The organism is Photobacterium sp. GB-50, assembly GCF_003026755.1.
GTDB lineage: Bacteria > Pseudomonadota > Gammaproteobacteria > Enterobacterales > Vibrionaceae > Photobacterium.
The window spans coordinates 66,610-86,409 of record NZ_PYNX01000017.1; the positions used below are offsets into that span (position 1 = coordinate 66,610).

14 protein-coding genes and 1 pseudogene are annotated in these 19,800 nt (G+C 35.6%); 11 read left to right on the forward strand and 4 right to left on the reverse strand.

The window, feature by feature from the left end; translation table 11 throughout:
• Positions 1-34: 34 nt before the first annotated feature.
• Positions 35-313 (reverse strand): 50S ribosomal protein L25, encoded by a 279-nt coding sequence (gene rplY / locus C9J41_RS17185; RefSeq protein ID WP_045150345.1) that lies wholly within the window; start codon positions 311-313, stop codon positions 35-37.
• 378 nt (positions 314-691) lie between these two features.
• Between rplY and C9J41_RS17190 the strand changes: the two genes are divergently transcribed.
• From C9J41_RS17190 to C9J41_RS17235, 8 genes are all read left to right on the forward strand, one after another.
• Complete coding sequence (locus C9J41_RS17190) at positions 692-2,731, forward strand: TonB-dependent hemoglobin/transferrin/lactoferrin family receptor (protein ID WP_107294828.1); 2,040 nt, start codon at positions 692-694, stop codon at positions 2,729-2,731.
• Between the two features lie 586 nt (positions 2,732-3,317).
• Complete coding sequence (locus C9J41_RS17200; RefSeq protein ID WP_107294829.1) at positions 3,318-4,397, forward strand: TonB-dependent receptor; 1,080 nt, start codon at positions 3,318-3,320, stop codon at positions 4,395-4,397.
• Between the two features lie 16 nt (positions 4,398-4,413).
• The gene (locus C9J41_RS17205; protein ID WP_107294830.1) at positions 4,414-7,554 is read left to right on the forward strand and encodes an ExeM/NucH family extracellular endonuclease; all 3,141 of its coding nucleotides are present in this window, start codon (positions 4,414-4,416) and stop codon (positions 7,552-7,554) included.
• Between the two features lie 845 nt (positions 7,555-8,399).
• The gene (locus C9J41_RS17215; protein WP_199194447.1) at positions 8,400-9,818 is read left to right on the forward strand and encodes a disulfide bond formation protein B; all 1,419 of its coding nucleotides are present in this window, start codon (positions 8,400-8,402) and stop codon (positions 9,816-9,818) included.
• Between the two features lie 808 nt (positions 9,819-10,626).
• Positions 10,627-11,115: a hypothetical protein gene (locus C9J41_RS17220; RefSeq protein WP_107294831.1), complete on the forward strand. Its 489-nt coding sequence runs from the start codon at positions 10,627-10,629 to the stop codon at positions 11,113-11,115.
• A gap of 115 nt (positions 11,116-11,230) precedes the next feature.
• Complete coding sequence (locus C9J41_RS17225; RefSeq protein ID WP_107294832.1) at positions 11,231-11,608, forward strand: MmcQ/YjbR family DNA-binding protein; 378 nt, start codon at positions 11,231-11,233, stop codon at positions 11,606-11,608.
• Between the two features lie 35 nt (positions 11,609-11,643).
• Positions 11,644-12,117, forward strand: coding sequence for an ASCH domain-containing protein (locus C9J41_RS17230; RefSeq protein ID WP_107294833.1), 474 nt, complete (start codon positions 11,644-11,646; stop codon positions 12,115-12,117).
• A gap of 221 nt (positions 12,118-12,338) precedes the next feature.
• Positions 12,339-12,911: a protocatechuate 3,4-dioxygenase gene (locus C9J41_RS17235; protein WP_107294834.1), complete on the forward strand. Its 573-nt coding sequence runs from the start codon at positions 12,339-12,341 to the stop codon at positions 12,909-12,911.
• Positions 12,912-13,054: 143 nt separating this feature from the next.
• Here C9J41_RS17235 and C9J41_RS17240 read toward each other — a convergent pair.
• Positions 13,055-13,237: pseudogene (locus C9J41_RS17240) on the reverse strand (AraC family transcriptional regulator); the annotation flags it as partial.
• A gap of 748 nt (positions 13,238-13,985) precedes the next feature.
• Between C9J41_RS17240 and C9J41_RS17245 the strand changes: the two are divergent.
• On the forward strand, positions 13,986-14,564 hold the full coding sequence (locus tag C9J41_RS17245) for a hypothetical protein (RefSeq protein ID WP_107294835.1): 579 nt from the start codon (positions 13,986-13,988) through the stop codon (positions 14,562-14,564).
• Between the two features lie 548 nt (positions 14,565-15,112).
• Here the strand turns inward: C9J41_RS17245 and C9J41_RS17250 are convergent.
• Complete coding sequence (locus tag C9J41_RS17250) at positions 15,113-15,643, reverse strand: hypothetical protein (RefSeq protein WP_107294836.1); 531 nt, start codon at positions 15,641-15,643, stop codon at positions 15,113-15,115.
• Positions 15,644-17,412: 1,769 nt separating this feature from the next.
• Here C9J41_RS17250 and C9J41_RS17260 point away from each other — a divergent pair.
• Complete coding sequence (locus C9J41_RS17260; protein WP_146151678.1) at positions 17,413-17,865, forward strand: hypothetical protein; 453 nt, start codon at positions 17,413-17,415, stop codon at positions 17,863-17,865.
• A gap of 163 nt (positions 17,866-18,028) precedes the next feature.
• A complete protein-coding gene (locus C9J41_RS17265) occupies positions 18,029-18,457 on the forward strand; it encodes a hypothetical protein (protein WP_107294838.1) in 429 nt (142 codons plus the stop codon).
• 93 nt (positions 18,458-18,550) lie between these two features.
• On the opposite strand, the gene C9J41_RS17270 is transcribed toward C9J41_RS17265, so the two are convergent.
• Positions 18,551-19,135: a hypothetical protein gene (locus C9J41_RS17270; protein ID WP_107262328.1), complete on the reverse strand. Its 585-nt coding sequence runs from the start codon at positions 19,133-19,135 to the stop codon at positions 18,551-18,553.
• Between the last annotated feature and the right edge of the window lie 665 nt (positions 19,136-19,800).

The following is a 19,800-nucleotide window of genomic DNA, read 5'->3' on the forward strand; positions in this document are numbered from 1 at the left end:
AAGAGTGCTTAATAAAACGTTTATGAACTCGCAATTAGATGCGTTTGAAGTCCATGTGTTCAACTTTAGGCTTGAACGGGTGACGTTGAATGTCTTGAGGTTTAACTTTAACTTCTTGACCGTCGATTACTAGTACGAAACCTTCGTAGAACTCAGGCTTGTCCATTTGGTTGATAACATCGCTGTGCTTAAGAGCGATAGCAACTGGTGCTGCTTCACCACCGTAAATGATACCTGGGAATTGCTCTTGAAGACGTAGGCGGCGGCTCGCACCTTTACCTAGGTCAGTACGTACTACTGCATTAAATTTCATAATCAATACTCTTTGATATAAATGATTCACTAAGTAATGCGACCTTACTTAGCGTCGTAAAACGAGCGCGCATACTAACAATCATATTGCTGTTAAGCAAGCGTATTAAAGTGAAAAATAATACTTATTAAATAACAAATAAATAGATGAGCGAATTGCTATCTTTTTGTGTGAAAAATACACGTTAATTATACCGTGACCACTTTTCCTTATTTTAGGTAATCAATAATACGTAGCCTATATCGCAATGAATATTCCTTATGGTAATGATAATTAAATAAATATCATTTCTTAATCTAAATGATAGTAATTATCGTTTTTGTTTGTAATAATGTTTTCGAATTTTGTTACAAATAAAAAATTGTGAAGTAGGGATATATGAACAAGCAATTAACTCTGATCGCCAGCTCTTTAGTCGCGGTCCTTTCTCCATCCGTTTATGCCAGCAACGATGTTTCTCAATTTGATGAGATTGTTGTTTCGGCTTCGAGAGTTGATGAAACTAACCAAGATAAAACAAGGACGGTTGCAAAAGTTAGCAGCGAAGAACTTGATGAAATGCAGGTTAATTCAGTCGCTGAAGCGGTAAAATTCATACCAAACGTGTCTGTTGCTGGTGGTAATGTTGCGAGTAATCAATCTATTAATATTCGTGGCTTAGAAGGGAATAAAGTCCTACAGGTTATTGATGGTAACCGCCAAAATGCCCAATTTGATCACCGACCATCCTTTTTCTTAGACCCAACTTTGATCAGTGACATTGAGGTAGTAAAAGGCCCTGTGAGTTCTTTATATGGCTCAGGTGCAATTGGTGGTGTGGTTATTCAAAATACAATCACAGCAGATGATTTGGTAGAAGATACAGGCTTTGGTGGCAAAGTTAAGACGGGCTATCAGAGTAACGGAAATGTTGTTACCACCGTTGGTGCGATTGCTAACAAACAAGATAATGTTGATTGGTTACTAGCCGGTAGTTACCAAGACAGTGGTGTGATGGAGCAAGGCAATGGCTATAAGCTCTATGGTACTGAAGCGATTAATAAGACGGGGTTAGCGAAATTTAATTGGCACTTTACCGATAGCCAAAGCATTGGTTTAGATTATCGCATTTCTGATTATGACGGGCACCCACCAGTTGTCGGCTCGACTGAGCCATTAAGTACAGAAGATAAACTGATTGATCGTACGTCCACGGATCAAAACATTACATTAAAGTACGCTTATAACCCTGAAAGTAACTTCATTGATAGTGCATTTAGAGTTTATCGTAACGACACAGATATTAAAGAGTTGGGTAATGGCAGTACTGAAAAAGATATCAGCTCTATCACCACAACAGGTTTTTCTGTTACCAATAAATCTGATTTAGATCGTTTTCAAGTCTTTATTGGTGCTGATGGCTATGAAGATAAGTTAGATACTAAACGTCCAGTAACAACCTCAGGTCGTCCAACACCGCCTGATGGTGCTAAAGCAACAACCTTAGGTGGCTTTGCTCATGTTAATTACGCCTTATTAGAGTCACTTGAACTAGATGCTGGCTTACGTTACGACACGTTTGAGTCAAAAGCAGAAGGGTTCGAAAATAATAAGCAAGATGCTTGGTCTCCATCTGTAGGTGCGAACTGGCAGGCGACAGATTGGATGGCATGGTCATTAAGATATGACGAAGCATTCAGAGCGGCAAGTACGTCTGAATTATTTATGGACGGTACTCACTTTGCAATGGGGCCTATTACCAATGTATTTGTACCTAACCCGAATTTGAAGCCAGAGCAGGCACATAATATCGAGTTAAAAGGTACATTTAATTTTGATAACCTTATTGGTGATGATGAATTACTGATCACCGCTAGCGTTTTCCAAAATAAAGTTAAAGATTTTATCAATCTCGATGTAACAGTACCAAGCCGTAGCGAAATGATAGCGTGTATGATGGCAAACCGTGGCTCTGGTGTTGGTTGTGGTGGTACAAGTACTTCAGATAACATCGACAATGCTAAGTTAAAAGGTTTTGAAGTGGTTGCCCAGTACCGTTATGACAGATTAAATACATTGCTATCGTATGGCCAAACACGTGGTAAAGATGAAAAAACAGGTGAGTGGTTAAGTAATATCCCTGCCGATAAATGGGTGGCGCAAGTTGACTACGGTATTTGGGAAATTGACACCAAGGTAGGTACTCGAGCTATTTTTGCCAGCACTCAAGATCGCCGTCCAAAAGGTGATAGCGAAGGTCCTTATAAGTCTTATGAACTTGTTGATTTCTATGCTTCATGGGAGCCAACCTCAAACATGGAAGGCTTAACGGTTGATTTCACTGTTGCCAATGCGTTTGATGAAAACTACCGTACACCGTGGACGCAAGTTTATGAGCCAGGTCGTTCATACAAAATTTCTGCTGAATATAAGTTTTAATCGTTTAATACTTATATAAATAAAAACGCACAGTTTTACGTAAAGTAAGCTGTGCGTTTTTTTATTCTATATAGAAGCAGGCGACTATTTTAAGAACGCACTTTCCTCCAATACAATCAAAGGCTCGATATCGCTGTCTTTTTTAATGACCAATGAATCATCTGAACGCACACATACACCGCCATAGTTCCCATCGATAGTAAATGTACAAACCTGAATATAGTTATTGGCGACTTTAGGTAAACACCATAGATGCTAGTAGATGTTTTTCTGATTATTAAATTTCTCATCGGTTGTATCTAATATTGAATCGTTAAAATGATAAATGATGCATAATTTAATGTCGCAACTTTGTTTTACTTTATCGCTTATAAACTAATTATATAGATTTAATTGGTATTATATTTTGATATTTAATTCCTTATTGGAAATAAATAAAAATGTAATAATTTATTGTTTGGGATTTAACTCACCGTTTTAGATGATAAAAAAACACACATCACAGAAAGGTCATACCAGTTATTGATGTTTTTATTTATTAACTTATTCTTATTTTTCGTCGTTATGTCTTATTAAGAAGTAAAATATGGATATTTTAAAAAACAAAAAAACACTTATTGCATATGCGCTAGCAGGTTTATTTTCAACAACTTCTCAGGCTGTCACAGTTTATCAAAATGATAATGGTGATACCGTTAGTCTGTATGGTGAAGTTGGAGTGGGTGGTCATATTGGAGCGGATTATGAGTATGGTGAGTTTTATGAAGACAAATCATATATTGATGATTCATTTGCAACTTTAGGTGTCAAAGGTCAAAAAGACAAAATGCACTTTCGACTAGAAGTCGATTATGAACGTGAGAATTGGAAATATGCTTCTGGCGATATGGTTATGACCTTAGATAAGCTATTTCTAGGTTATGAATTAGGTCAGTTTGGGTATGTTGAAGCTGGTTTAACAGACACTGCTTTTGATGACTATGACCGCTGGGGTGATTATACCTTTGATACTACAGTAGAAACGGGTGAAGCTGGCGATCAAGATGCAACAATTAAATATGAGGGACATTTTAATCACATTAAGGTAGGTGCTTCCTATTCATATGGTGCAGAGTCATCATCGGGTGCTGAACTAGGTGATGTTGTTAATGCTTATGTTGGCTATTTTGGTGATGGTTTTTCTACAGTTTTAGGTTTTGAAGGACGTGGCGGATCAAATGGAACATCTAAATACGGCGAACAAAAATTAATTGGTTTAGGAATGCGTTTCGATGTAACTAATCGTTTATCGCTTGGTTTTAATGGCTTTATAGAGCAAGAAGATTTAGCTCAAGATAAAACTAATATTGATATTACAGATCCTGACAATATTATTACCATGTATAACGACTACCAAACGGTTGAACACTATGGTGCTTTGGTTTCCGCTAAATATAAAATAAATAAACAGTGGGATATAACAGGCTCTGCAAATATTGAAGGGTATGAGCACTGGGATGAAGAAAGCCCATATTGGGATGGGAAAATTAATTCATGGGGTAAAGAACGCACTTGGGGAACTGTAGGAGTGAATTATCGTCCAACGTCTTCAACTGTTATTGCATTCGAAGCTAATGCTGGTGATGCAGCACAAGATGCTTATGCTTATGCGCGTTTATATTTCTAATTAAGGGATTAATAAAATGAAAAATAAATCACTCTCTTTATTAGCTGTCGCGGTTAGCGCAGCATTCAGTTCTGTAGCTTATGCAGATATTAATAAAATTATTATCTCTGAGTATGTTGAAGGTTCATCAAATAATAAAGCCATCGAATTAACAAACGTTGGACCAACTGATTATACGTTCACAGATAGTGTTAAGCTTTATTATGATGGTGGTAAGTACCAGAACGACATTCGTAAAGCTGATGGCTCATCAGTAATTGATGGCGTTACTATTCCTGCTGGAGAGTCGATTGTCGTTATTCATGGAGAGGCGAGCCAAGAATTAATAAATGCGATTTCAGCAAATAATGCTTCTCATGTAATTGCTGGAACCTATGATGAAGTAAGATTTAATTCACTTAATTTCAATGGTGATGACTCAGTTTATTTAGGTTTAAATAAAACCGATATTCACGATATTGTTGGTGTTGCGGGGAGTGAATGGGGTAAGGATGTTACCTTTCGCCGAATTAATACTTCAACAGTACCAAAGGCAACGTTTAATAGTGATGATTGGGTTAGCTCTGCAAAAGATGACTTTTCTGGCTTGGGAGATGCAACATTAGCACCGACACCAGGTCAACCTATGCCTTGTACCGATGGTGCATCACAATTTGAGGAAAAAACCATAGGTCAAGCGCAAGGTAATGGTTTCAGCTCACCATTGATTGCAGCGGGTAAATACAAAAGTGATCAAGAATACCTAATCACAGGTGTTGTTAGTGCAGTAACCATAGGTGAGAAACAAGGCTTCTACCTTTATTCAGATGATGGTGATATTACAACATCAGATGGCTTATTTATTGAAACAGCTAAAATTCCAAATACTGATCTTGTTGGACAAAAAGTGTGTGTGCGCGGTTTTGTTGAAGAAGATTATGGTTTAACAAAACTTGTTGCAGCGAATGATGAGTGGGAATTACTGGATGCTAATGCGGGTGCACCTACGGCGGTTGATTTAGTTAAGATTCCACAAGATGGTGATAATTTTCAAGCAACATTAGAGCGCCATGAAGGTATGTTAGTGCGCTTACCTGCTGATATTGCACCAGAGCAAGAAAATGATCAAACGATGCGTATATCACGTACTTTTAGTTTTGATTACAGCAGTTTCCGTAACAATATGGTATTGGCTTACGAGCGTCCTAATTTCCAACCAAACCAACATCATGTTGCTGGTAGTGAAGAGTCAAAGCAACACGCGAAGGAAAATAATGATCGTCGCTTGTATGTTGAAACCGATAAAAAATCAGCTGATGGTGAAATACCTTTCTATCCTGATTTTGCACTAAATCCAAGTGATAACTATCTACGTGTTAATGACAGTATTGTAGGTTTAGATGGGGTATTAACCTATTCTTTTAATAACTTTCGCTTAATAGCGATGAATGAGATCACTGACGCCAATATTATTCATCATCAAGATCGAGAAGATAAACCAAGTGTTAATGATGAAACAGAACACCATAGTTTCGATGTACGTATAGCAACACTGAACGTGCTCAATTACTTCAATTCACCATTTGGTGGTGATGATAATCCGTTATCTAGTAACCGTGGTGCTGATAGTGAGTCTGAGTTTGAACGCCAAGAAGCTAAAATTGTAGAAGCTATTTATGGGCTTGATGCTGATATTATCGGTTTGATGGAAATTGAAAATAATGGCTATGGCCGAGTTAGTGCAATTTCACGATTAGTTAATACGGTTAACCTTAATTACGACAGAGAAAATCCAAGCGATAAAGGTAAACCAGATCATATAGATAATCGTTATGCTTTTATTGGTATAGATTCCAATGGTGACACAGTTGTTGATGAACTCGATACGTTAGGTGGAGACGCAATTACTTCGGGAATGCTATATCGTCCTGCTCGTGTATCTCTTGAAAAAGTAAAACAAGTGCTTATGCCATCACAAAAAGCACCTGTTATCGCTGATGAAAACGGTGCCGCATTAGTTGATAGTAAAGGCTTGGTACGTGAAAGCGGTAAAAATTATCAACGAGATATGCTTGCAGCCTCCTTTATTGTTAACTACACCGGTAAGCGTTTAACTGTCGGTGTTAACCACCTTAAATCAAAAGGTTCGACATGTTGGGAAGACTGGCAAGGTTGGGAAACATGGGAAAACTTTGATCCTATTAAAGGTAAAGTTAAGGATGATGACTTCCAAGGTTCCTGTGAGAATTTTCGCGTTGCAGCAGCCGATGAGATCGGTAAGCAAATGGAGAAATGGGGTGGTGACCGTGTGATTATTGGTGATTTAAACTCTTATGCACACGAAGATCCATTATTGGTATTAACCAATAACCCGACGGGGAAAACGTTAAAAGCAGCACGTGATACCTTTATCGGTGAAATACCTCAGTTTGGCGAAAATGGCGCAATTATCACTAAGAGTTACGGTTATATTAATGCTGTCGAAATGATGAGAAAAGATAAAGAATATAGCGGTTACAGCTACTCTTATAATGATGAAATTGGCTCACTTGACCATATTCTAGTTAGTCCGTCATTAAAAGATCGCGTTCTTGATGCCACTGATTGGCATATTAATGCCGCAGAATCTACATTATTTGATTACAACGAAGAATATAAAGGGGCTAATGCAGATCTACTTTATAGTGAAGATGCGTATCGTTCATCTGACCATGATCCTGCAATTTTAGCGTTAGGGTACCGTTATAACCAAGTGGGTGAAGTACCTATTCAAATGCTACTTGATGGGAGTCGTTTAGCCGTTCCTTATACTTTACCTGAAACTGCAAAGGCGGGAGATATTGCTTCAATTGTGATTTCACCAACGCCTGAAGATAGTGCTCAATTAACGTTGCCAAAGATCACACTTAAAGAAGACGGCGCACAAACGATAATGTTTGATGTTAATGGCCTAAAAGCAGGAGCATATACTTTTACGATGTCTTTAACTAAAGGCGCACAAGCTAAATCAGCAACTGTAGATAGTGCAAGTGTTTCTATCAATGTAAATGTGAAAAAGCGTGATGGTTTTGAAGCTGAAGTTGTAACGCCACCTAATGATGGTTCTGGTGGTTCAATGGGGATTGTTGGATTACTATCACTACTTGGTTTAGGCTTCTTACGACGTCGTTTTAAATAACGGCAGTTATAATCAGAGCTGTATTTAAAATAGAAGAGGATGCAAATCGCATCCTCTTTTTTATTATCTGAAGATTAGCATTAGCAATTTTTCAAGAACGCACTGTCTTCCAATACAATCAAAGGCTCGATATCGCTGTCTTTTTTAATGACCAATGAATCATCTGAACGCACACATACACCGCCATAGTTCCCATCGATAGTAAATGTACAAACCTGAATATAGTTATTGGCGATTTTAGGTAAACACCATAGATGCTAGTAGATGTTTTCATCAAGCTAAAATTTTCATCAAAAGCTGGCAATTCAGAAATGTGAATTGAAACGATGCATCAATAATTTGGGCGTTCTATGGAATATTTTTCGTTAGTCGTTCTTCAATTGTCCTATTAGTGATGTTTATCGTCTGAATGTTGTTATTGATATTGTTTGACAGTCTGTATGATCAATTCGTCACATCAATATGAGGATAAAAAATGTTAGATGCTCAAAGTATTCGTAATATTGCGATTGTCGCTCATATTGCACTCCAAAAGCCATGTGTTTAAAAAAGACTACTTAATATCATATTGGTTTACGAATAAACAAAGACATCGGTCATAAATTTAGCCGGTAGAAATAGTGTCTAAATCATCAGGTATAGATGATATCTATTAATTAAATAAGTAAGGTGTGAAATTGGAATTTTTATTATTATTTATAATTTTAATATCATCATTATTAGTTGTCTTTTATCCAAAAAGAAAAAACTTGAGTGATGTTTCTTTATTGTTTTCTGTCATTTTAAGTGTTTTATTATCTCTTGTCGTTTGTTGGAATATGGTATTACCGATGGGGAACTACTAATTGAAACGTTTAAATAGTTCTCAAACATCCTTGTTGTTATCGGCTTTATCTTTGGGATTAACCCTGATCCCTATTGGTATTGCAACTGTGATACTTGGTTATATTCTGGGTGATAATCCTTGTATATTATGTTGGCAGGAAAGAATTGCAATTATACTTCTTTCTCTTTGTGCTTTATATATGTCTCGATATGGTTTGAGATTAAAATATATTAGTACCTATTATATTATATGTATTTACGGGTTATGGTTAAGTATATTGCATAGCTCTGTACATCTTGGACAAGATATTGGGCAGGGGTTTGGCGGTTTAATACTCGGTGCTCATGCTTATACATGGGGTGTGTTCTTATTTATAGCTAACTTACTAATTATGTCTTTATTAATCGGGTTTTCTAATGAAGACTCATTAAAAAATACAACGCGGGTTCGCTGGGGGACGTTCCATAAAGTCTCAGGGTATAGTTTTATTATTGTTATGTTTTTAAATGTAATTCAGGCATTCACTCAAGTTGGTCCACCGCCATATATTGGTCAAGCAAGCCCGCAAAACTTTAGTTATGACTTAAGTAAAACGGTTTGGACAACAAAACATTGGCCTACGTGGAGTCATTTTTCATTTAGAGCTAATAATTACATTGAACAACCTGAATTTACTACATTGACGGCTAATGAAAACACTAAACTTGAACATGCGAACGAATTGCTGAAGATAGAAAATACTGCTCTTCCAGCTAATGTTACCGGTCGAGTAACAGCGATAAGTTATGATGATAAAAGAAGTGTCGTTGTTATTGCGACAAATAAAAACTGGATTTATTTACTGGATAAGACAGCATCAAAGATATTAAGCAGTTATAAAGTTGATCCGAAGTTTGATAAAGATGTAAATAATATCTCTGGCGTTTTTTTTGATAAAAACGGAAAGGTTATTGTAACGTCTGTTTATAAAAGCTATGTAAAACTATCCGTTGATGACTTATATCGCATGAAAGAAGTGGATAGAGGGAACTTAAAGACAGTTCGAGCGAATAAAAGCTATATAGGTAGCAGTGCATTATCTTTATTAGATAATGAATATCTAACCTTATCTTTGCCTAATAAAGTCAATGATTTTATTATTTTATCAAGATTTAGCCGTAAAGATATGATGTTAAACGCTGAGCAGATTATATCAATGAAAACGAAAGAGGTTCCTGTAATAACCGGTATGGAAGTTACAGATAACACAATTATCTTATTAAACAACTCAGGCAAGCAACTGATAGTTTTAGATAAAGAATCAAACAAACCAATAAAGGTTTATGATATTGATGATCTTAATAACCCGCAAGGGGTGACAATCATTTCTAATAAAGTCTTAATTACAGATGAAGACTCTGGTAACAAGATAGTGAAAACATACTTATTACCAATTTAACTTGTCAAAAATAGGGTGAATAAAAGGTTAAGTTATTACTTAGCCTTTTTTTGTCTCTATACATAACTAGTTATAATAAAGTTGAGAGATTTATCGCTTTAATCCTTTTTTTATAATAAAATGTCTTACTTTCTATATCTACTTAAAAAGCATAAGTTTGGTTTTTTCGTGAAATTAAAGTATCTTGTGGTCTATGTTAGCAGTATTTTTCTATCCGGTCAGAGTACTATTACTTAGGAAAATTGATAAATTATCAGTAAGATAAGGATGTTTTTCGCGCAGTCGATACTTATCCGAAGTGTTGGGCAAGCTCAAGCGACCTTATATAAGTAAATGTCAATAATATTTTTAAGTGTTAATACCATTATGTTTATTATTTAACGCTTTTCTTCTGGAAGAGAAGTCTTTATTAATTAAATCGCACTCTGCATTATCAATATAAAAAATAACCATTAAATACCGATTAATCTTAACGTGATTTAATCAATTCTTTTTCAACGGTTATGCTAAATTCTATTTGAGGTATTTAATGGTTAATATGACTAGTAATGTATTTCATTATTGGGTAATGCGAAGCAATACACAACTATAAGTATCTATAGTAGTTGGACGTTTACCTTACAATAAGTGATGGTAAGGTGTTGTTCAAAAAGATAATCTGAACGATGTTGCTGCTCTTTATTCATAATAAATACTCCTTTTTAAAATACGTATTTACTGTAGTTGAGATTGTGGCTTTTCACTTAGCGGCATAGCGGCATCTTTCAATAAATTGTTCAAGAAGTGATTCGGCATTAATGGAGTTTTAATGAAAATTTGGATGTTTGTAATAGTTGTTTTTTCTCTAGCTACAGTTCAAGTAAAGGCTAAAGTTTTTGAGTACAAAGCAGGTGATATAAGTTTTGATGTAGGTTCACTTAAATATAATGATAAAAGCTCACGTAAAGAACCATTGTCATTAGTGTTTCAAGCTGGTGAACCACCATTCTCTATTAGTGTACAATTTAGAATTGAGTCGAAAAATAAGGCCTTAGATGACTTTATAGAGAATGAAAAGCAAAATCAGAGTAATGGCGGTTACTCTGATGAAATTACTATTTCTGAGCGACATACCGATAAATATAATTCTGTTGAGTATATTAGGAATTCACCGTTAGGTATAGTTCATTGGTTTGTTTTTCAAAAAGTATCAACTAGACAAATATATTCATTTTGGTTTATGGAAAGTAAGGGACTTCAAGCTGAAACTAAACAAGCCTTGTCGGCATATGAGAGTATGAAGTCTACGCTCAAATAATGCTTAAAAGATAAGGACATGTGCAGCGCAGTCGATACTTATCCGAAGTGTTGGGCAAGCTCAAGCGACTTTTAGAAGTAAATTTTGGAAATACTTAACGTGGTATTTATAAGCGATGAATTACGAAGAATTTAATCATTTTTGCGGCTCTTTTGCTGGAACAAGTCACGTCGTTCAATGGGGAAATTCCGATGTATGGAAAGTCGGTGGTAAAGTCTTTGCCATAGGAGGCTGGAGCGATGGTTCCCAAGCTGCATTCACGTTTAAAACGTCTAACTTAAATTTCGAGTTTTTGAGAAATTGTGATGGTTATAAACCTGCGCCATATTTTGCCAATCGTGGAATGAAGTGGATACAGCAAATTGAGACCTCGGGTAAATTAGACGACGATTTAAAGTATTATTTATCTGAGTCTTACCGCATCGTAGCCAGTAGTTTAAGTAAGCGAAAACAACGAGAGTTGGGCATCGAGAGCCTAGCTGAACCACGCTAATAATAAGCGTTCAAGACGAAATTTGAGTAAAGATCATGGATGAAAGAAGTAAATTATACCTAGAACAATATCTTAGTTCTCTACCCTGTGAGAATGCATCAAAGTACACCTCATTTAGTTCCGATTATTTTTGTGCCGATAAATACAATGCAAACCTATGCGCTGATCTTATATTACGTGGTGAAAAACGAGCCTCATGCAGTTTAGAGATTTGGTATAGCGAGCAAGGTGAACTTATGCCTGAAGTGGGACATCTGCAGGTTGTAACTAATTGGTCTGGTGAACCCGTTTGTATTATAGAAATAACTTCCGTATCAAAGTGCAAATACAATGAAATTACGGCTGAGTTTGCTGCGTTAGAAGGTGAAGGTGACAAAACACTAGGCTGGTGGAAAAAAGCTCATTGGAATTTCTTCTCAAAAGAGTGCGAAGAACTCAATATCAGTCCATCAGAAGATATGGTGCTTGTCTTAGAGCATTTTAAAACTGTGTACCCAGTGAAAAAATAACAAATTGTTTAGAGTTACTCACCATACGGGCATTTTACTGTGTGCTGGTTTTAGTGTTTAAGTTAGTTTGCTGAGACTTCGGTATTGCTTGCTTCACATCTTAACAAGGTTTTAAATCCAAATGTTTCTGATGCTGATAAAACTATATTATCCACAGCACTAGTCTTGGCAAATCGTTCAATTTTAACCAAACTTAACTAAAACTAGCGATTGGTGAAACCATGGAACGACGACACTTTTTAGCGCTTTGGAGTCTGATTTTTACGACAAGTTTAAAAGCCAAAACGCCGATACAGTTAACACCTGAACAAGCAGAAGGACCATTTTATCCGGTCGATCGTATTCCTCTTCGATCAAATTTATTACTTCAGACTGAAGGATTAATTGGAGAGCCCATCATATTGCAAGGGAAAGTAGTGGATACAACGGGAAAACCTGTTTCAGGCATCAAACTAGAAATCTGGCAGTGTGATGGGCAAGGTATCTATTCTCACCCAAACCAGCCAAATAACGATATGTTTGATGATCACTTTGCAGGGTTTGGCGCGGTTGAAACTCAATCGGATGGACGCTACTTATTCCAGACATTATATCCTGTACCTTACGCTTCTCGTCCGCCACATATCCATGTTAAGTTGTGGCGTGGTAATCAAGAGCTACTTACCACCCAATTGTACTTAAAAGGTAATACTGGTAATGAATGGTGGGGTGGAAAAGCCCGTGATTATCTACAGTTTGAAACTATGCGAATCGACGGGCGTTTAACTGGTGAATTTACCTTTGTCATTGGCTAACGAATCCGTTTAAGGCATTAGCTTAACCAATTGATCCAGGCGTTCTTTTTTCAATATTGGATGAGGTTCGGCTTCCGTGACTAGAACGATATCCACAGAAGACTGCTATGGCATATTGTCTAAGTTATTAAGAGCGTCTGTAATGCTAATTGCACATATTGCATAGCACTGATCCCCATGAATGCCTTAAAGATACGGTGAAAGTGGTACTTTGAACTGGCAGCGACAGTACTTAGTTGCTCAAGTGATAATTCGCCGTCTAGGTTGCTATCTATCAAATCGCACACTTTCTTGATCTGTCGTTCATGACGTTTCATCAAGTTCATTGTTTTTGATACTCCAACTCAAAAATCGTAGAAATGATACCTAGGAAGATTTAATTACGCCTGATTGAAATTGCTGGATGACGGATAGAATATAGTTTGTGTAGGACGAATAGGTCTGCTTAGTTGCCATATCATTAATTAATAACGCACATCTTAACTACATGGTACTCAGTGCTTACTTCTATCCATTTCTTGTCCCGAATTTTCAAAGTTGGCACTTCGTAACACAAAAGTGTCCCTTTATGTTATAGCCAAGATTTAGAGTTTTTATCTCTTGTTGATTTTTCTCCTAATAAAACTTATCTAAATAACCACCCACAATTCACTTCGTGTCATTTATCCCAATATCCAATAAGCTGGTATTTTATACAGCCATAATGAGAAATAGCTCTAAAATCACCTTTTAATGCTATTAATTATGCTCACTTCGTATTGCGCATAAAAATTTAGTCGAGTAAATTCAATGGAATATGAATTTATAAAAAAAGATAGTGTGCCATTAAATATGCATACGAACTTTGCTGCTAAGATTCATTAAGTTTTCTGGATAAAGTAATTTTAATACAAATAGTTAGCTGTGATTGTCTTGTCACTCCCCAGAGTTTTAATGCGCATGCGCACTAATATAATGTTAGGTCACAAAGGATATGAACAAACATCTCGATAAATTGAGGTCCATTTCAGTAATGGCACAAATGTTACTATACACTCTTTATGGTTACCGCCAGCAGTAGAGGTTAATGAGTAGATGCTTAGATTTAAAATATGTCTGGCTCTTTTGCTATCTTATTCAATCAATGCGAATGGGATGGAAGATTGTGGTGATTTGTACAATAGCTTTGTTGATAAAAAAAAGAAGGCTGTAGATTTCTATGAGTTAGGACAGAAACGGGATGAATGGATAAAGACACATCTCGATATCCATTTTGATTATGAAGATGGTTCCAGTACTTCTGCACGAACTCTAGAAATCAAGACAGCTATTGTTGAAAAGCTGAAGCTAGAACCAGCTTTATATTCAGATGATTTATTTATGCCAACGGCGATATATGAACTATCGAGATATTGGAGTTACCAGGGGGTAGACGTTGACACAGAAGAAGTGTTCACCAATATGAATAGAGTGAACAAAAAGTTTCTTTTTCAAGATATTGAAGGATATGGTATGTCAACGGCTGTTTATGTTCTAACTGCAGGGAATCATGAATTAATGGAAGCGATGTACCAACCGCTAGGGGAAGAAATGTTTTCTCTAGAATCACTTTCACCGCTATACCCAAAACTGACAGGAAGTGACTTAAGGGAGTTTTATTACTGTCGATTTTAATGTGAAAGGGTGGCCGATACCTATCTGAAGTGTTGAATAAGATCAAGCCACTAAATATTGCGAATATCATAAACGGTGATGCTGCCCATCTGCCTTTACCCTTACTTTTCCTAATACCTATCAGCCCAAATAGAACAAACCTACTAACACTTTTCTGTCCACGAATGAGTTTGCTATTCAGCAAGCTTATAATTGCCCCAAAACGTGTTAGATCAAATACTCATTCATATTTTATTGACGTGATTTTGGTTTTATTTTATTCACATGCTCTTAGTCTAATAAGACTGATTAAATACATTTCTTACCTATCATATCTTCTCATAGAGCGTTCGTGGGAGGAGTATTCCTATGTTCTCAATGGTCAGTTCGAAAAGGAAATCGTTCATTGATATTCACGGCATTAAGTCAGGAAAGATGTTTGTGGATTTTGTTTGATAATGGGCTATCGACGGAGTAGAAAGCCAGTCAAAAAAGAGAGTACTCATGGAGCACTCTCTTTTTTAAGAATTAATAATAAATCCATATTGGAATAAACATCTCAGCCGGATCTAGATTTTATAAGCATCGACTAAACAAATCGCATTATCACTCTTGTGGCTAGTCGTTATAGTCTTGTAATACCCTATATCAATATTTTCACCAACATGTGGTTGTAATAATTCACCAAAATCACCTCTATAGCATGGAGGCATACCAAATTCTCGATTTACCTTCCAGTTCAAGTCTCTCAGCTTGATGACATCACCGCCGATATGGACATAAAACACAGTCCATAATCGTTTTGGCTTACTCGTTTCAAATACGTTACCAGGCCACTCCTCCTCGACACGTACAACTTTCTTTAACCTTCCAGATATATGCTCAATACGATCGTAATTATCGTAGGATTTATAGTTAACATGTCGCTCACGATAATCATTAAGACCATCACCGAAAGAGTAAAACAATCCAAGCGTGCCACATAAAAAAACCAACATCAAAACAAGAGATTTTGGTATCGCCATTTTGAAACGGTTATCATAGAGCCAGTTCACAATGGCCAACATGGCAATGATAACAAGCGCTCTCCAGCTCAGCATATCCCAGAGAATATATAAAAGACTGTAGTTACTTTCGGGAGAATAGATTAGGTTCATAATAAAATTTAACTAACAGTAGAATAAGAGGCCATCATATTACTGATGGCCTATTGATTCTAGTCTAAAGCACTCGTTACTTTATCTTTAAGCCATAAAGGAACTTTAACTGAGCCATTTGAAAATCCATACATGAATTCATTTATAGAATTTCCTTCCCATGCTCCCATCAGCTCTGATGTTTGGTAGTTAATACTACTGCTTATTCCAATATCAGCCGTCTTACCCCAAGGAATATTACCTTTTCCAAACTTACCTTTGGTTGGAAGGTCGAAATTCCAGCCAAGTTGAAAACCTTCGAAGCCTAAAGAGTCTTCCCGTATTTTTATTTATGCGAACAAGGCAGACACTGATGGCATTCGTAACTCAGAAATGTCCAACTTCGAGCTAGCTTTCATAGCTGGCTCATTTTTGCCCCAAAACGTGTTAGATCAAATACTCATTCATATCTTATTAACGTGATTTTTAGATTAGTTTTATTTGCATATTCCTATGCTAATAAGACTGATTAAATACATGTCTTACTTATCACATCCTCTTATTGAGCGTCAGGCGTGAAAATTGTTATCAACTTAATGATATATATAGATTATATCTAGTATGATAAAGGTATTTTATGCGTTTATTTTTGCTTAAAGAATACATGGGCTGCAGCAGACTTATCTGGAGAACTAGAACAGGTTAGAGAGGGGATGGAGAAATGGGTAGACTAAGATTAAAGTCTGAATTACAGACTCTAATTTGCGTATTGTATTTTTATAATGCTACGAACTCATTTAAGTATGAAGAGCCTGTGCATATTAGTAGATCTGCAATTTTCGTAGTCGCCTTAGCAGGAGTGTTCATTTTGTCAGGGATCTTTAAGATCCCTGGGATATGGGGATATGTTGAACATTTCGAATATGTAACAGTGGTTACATGTATATTTTACTTCTTGTCGTATTTGTACACTAAATCAGTATGTGAAAATGAGGAAGTGAAAGTTAGAGCCCAAAAGTTCATTGAATCTATCGAGCCGGAAAAGCGAAGAGAGACAATGTTCTTTATAAGTTTTATCTACTATTTTGTTGCATTAATTCCAATTTTCTTAGTTACAATTTTGGATATTATTTTGTAATTATCTATTAATAGTAGGCTTTCCGCGCCACTATATCAATCGACCATGGCTCTCGAACTTCAGAAGAGTTAGCTCAGAATTGTCCATTCGAGCTAGCTTCCACGGCTAGCTCAGAAATTGCCCCTTTATGCGTTAGACCTTTTACTCATTTATATATTATTAACGTGATTTTGGATTAGTTATATTGACTGTGTATATCAACAGTTACAATGAAACGTATTGATTTTATCGCTTGAGTTCCGTTTTTAATAAGACTTATTAAATACATTTCTTACTTTTCACATTCTCTAATAAAGTGTTGGGTGTAAAAAATTGCTGTTAACTTCATAATATGTAACGATTATATCGAGTATGATAACGAAGAGGTCATCGGATAGAGATGGAGTTTCTGGGCCGTTAGGCTTATATATTGATAATTATCTCCTCGATATTTTTGTAGATAACAATGAAGCAATCAGATTTTATGCTGAAAAATATCAGGATGATGGCTCTTGTGAAGGGCGATAGTAGAGCTGTTAATTGTTCACTTGCTCTATTGAATGATGTCAGCTCTTAGTATTTTGAGGAACTCGAATAAGAATGGATGATTAGAGAAATGAAGTTTCGTAAAGAGTACTTTTTTGTGCCTATTCTACTAATGTCAGTGGTTGGTATTTCTAATCACAACACCAACGATGACAAAGGTTCTCAAGAGCTACGTTCTCTTTTTCGAAGTGACGTAAATGCGGAATCTGAGTATGTGGTTATATCGAATGAAAACATAGAGTTAAAGAAAAAAGGAAAGCTTGGGCGCTTTTATCGCTGTATTTCTGTCTTTGATTTATTTAGAAATACATTCCGCCATACAGTAACGACGGTCGATACTTCTTCAAAAGTAACGATTCAAGACAGAGGTAGTTTTGAGTTAGAGATTGGAGGAAGATTGGCGCTCAAATTCCAAACTATCAAAGGAGAAGCTTACAAAATGTTTTATGTTTCTGATGGGAGGTCTACTATGATGGCAATTAATTGTCCAATTAGTTACTTAAATACTAATGTTGGGGATTGAATACTATCAGACTAAATAAGCAAATTGCCTAACACGTGTTTGTCCAAAGAAATGATACTTAGACATTCAGCTCAAACTTAATGATGAGAACGGGTAAAAAAGCTAAGTATAAAGTTCACATATAAAGAGTTATACGAATGAGTTGACAGGGAGGCAAATAGAAGTGAAAAAAGGTGATAAAGTATTTTATACTTTTTTAATTATTTTAGTTTTAGTTAATTTTTACATATTCTGGGGTAAATGGAATGACGACAGATTTTCACAGATAGAATCTCTAAGTGCTAATTCAAACTACAGTGCGCCACCTTATGCCGAAAAATATGGCGTGGCTTTACACGGAAAGTTAGGTGCCATGTATGATTGCTTAACGAAATATCGTTTGACAAGTATTAAAAGATACACCAAAGGCAAAGTAGGTCCGTCGGGGTCTATTTATATAAAGGTTGAAGGGAATGTATTGTTATTAGGTATTGTTAAAGGTGAAGTAGTTAATTCTTTTCTAAGAAAGTATAACCATAGAGGTGAGTTTGAATATGAAACTAGATCGGTCGCTGTTAATTGTGATATCGAGTTGCTGAATAAATTAGAGTAACTAATCATAATTTTAGTTATTCTTTATGAATAATGTAAGGTCTAGAAATACTAGGAATAATACATAGAAATTATAGCTATTTTAATCAGTCTTTTATTTTGAACATCTATTCTCATGGTCGATGATAGTACCAAACATCGATGTACGACCTTTAACACAAATTCTTTCATATCTTCTCCAATTATTTTCTCTATATCGAGAGTTACTTAGATGTAATATGACTTTCTCAGATTTATCAGTTTTTGATAGGAAAAGATCTACGCCAGTACTACCACGATCTTTTACTCCATCAATAATAAAACTTTCACTGTAAGTATCAGTTGCTGTTAACTTTGTTATCCAGACAGAGATATTAATACTAAAATACGCAAAAAATGCAGCAATACAACCAAGTGAAAATAGTGTAAATAATGTGTCTTTGACCTTTTCTTTAGTTGAAGAGTAGCGCTCCAAACTTAACCTATGTGGACTAACTTTATACCCCTTAAAACGATGAATGAATATGATGTAAAAAGAAGTACTAAATAATATTGGAAAAATTATCAGTGCTCGACATATAGTTGAGAATTCAGTATAAATATAAGGTAATCTTGCGCCTGTGATATTAATAATCATCCAAACAAAACACGCTAGACATACTTTGATCATAACTGATTGAAACTTATTCTTTCTACCCATTCTATTCCTTATAACTTAAAGATAGGGAGCAATGAATACTGCATGATTTATAACCTGAGAACCAATTATATTTTAACATTTAGCTTATATAAAGCCAAAATTTTGATTAAAACGAAGGTGATAAGCATGTCTTATAGGTATGGATCATGTAAGCATCCGTCTTAGATACTCCTAAATTATTAACTGAATATAGATTTACTTTATAAATATATTAGTTATATATTTTATATTTTTATTATAAGTCGAAGAGCATACACAGAGGAAAAAATTATATTATTTATATTGTTGTATAATTCATTATTAAAGCATACAGTAAGTTAGACTATATCATTTAGTTATTTATAGATTAATTTGATACACCTATCATTACTGGTAAAAAAATAGATTGATTGCAAAAAGTATTTATTACCTCAAGGAAATCGCTTTAGTTAAATTTAGTCGTAACTTTCATATATAAGCTAGTTTTAAATATGAGCCTTTATTATGCTTCCCGTACTTTTCCTAATCCCTACTCACCAGAATAGGGTAAACAGTCTAACTGTAGTGGTCAACAAATACTAGCCACGGTTTTAGAGGTTAACCAATATAATCGTTCTGATTCATTCGGTGTTAATCCGCCATTATATTGATGTGGTCGTAATTGGCTGTAATAACCAATAATATAT

What these genes read in the sequence shown, in the direction of transcription:
- rplY (WP_045150345.1), bottom strand. Translation starts at nt 313, where the DNA reads ATGAAATTTAATGCAGTAGTACGTACTGACCTAGGTAAAGGTGCGAGC.
- C9J41_RS17190 (WP_107294828.1), top strand. Translation starts at nt 692, where the DNA reads ATGAACAAGCAATTAACTCTGATCGCCAGCTCTTTAGTCGCGGTCCTT.
- C9J41_RS17200 (WP_107294829.1), top strand. Translation starts at nt 3,318, where the DNA reads ATGGATATTTTAAAAAACAAAAAAACACTTATTGCATATGCGCTAGCA.
- C9J41_RS17205 (WP_107294830.1), top strand. Translation starts at nt 4,414, where the DNA reads ATGAAAAATAAATCACTCTCTTTATTAGCTGTCGCGGTTAGCGCAGCA.
- C9J41_RS17220 (WP_107294831.1), top strand. Translation starts at nt 10,627, where the DNA reads ATGAAAATTTGGATGTTTGTAATAGTTGTTTTTTCTCTAGCTACAGTT.
- C9J41_RS17225 (WP_107294832.1), top strand. Translation starts at nt 11,231, where the DNA reads ATGAATTACGAAGAATTTAATCATTTTTGCGGCTCTTTTGCTGGAACA.
- C9J41_RS17230 (WP_107294833.1), top strand. Translation starts at nt 11,644, where the DNA reads ATGGATGAAAGAAGTAAATTATACCTAGAACAATATCTTAGTTCTCTA.
- C9J41_RS17235 (WP_107294834.1), top strand. Translation starts at nt 12,339, where the DNA reads ATGGAACGACGACACTTTTTAGCGCTTTGGAGTCTGATTTTTACGACA.
- C9J41_RS17245 (WP_107294835.1), top strand. Translation starts at nt 13,986, where the DNA reads ATGCTTAGATTTAAAATATGTCTGGCTCTTTTGCTATCTTATTCAATC.
- C9J41_RS17250 (WP_107294836.1), bottom strand. Translation starts at nt 15,643, where the DNA reads ATGCTGAGCTGGAGAGCGCTTGTTATCATTGCCATGTTGGCCATTGTG.
- C9J41_RS17260 (WP_146151678.1), top strand. Translation starts at nt 17,413, where the DNA reads ATGAAGTTTCGTAAAGAGTACTTTTTTGTGCCTATTCTACTAATGTCA.
- C9J41_RS17270 (WP_107262328.1), bottom strand. Translation starts at nt 19,135, where the DNA reads ATGGGTAGAAAGAATAAGTTTCAATCAGTTATGATCAAAGTATGTCTA.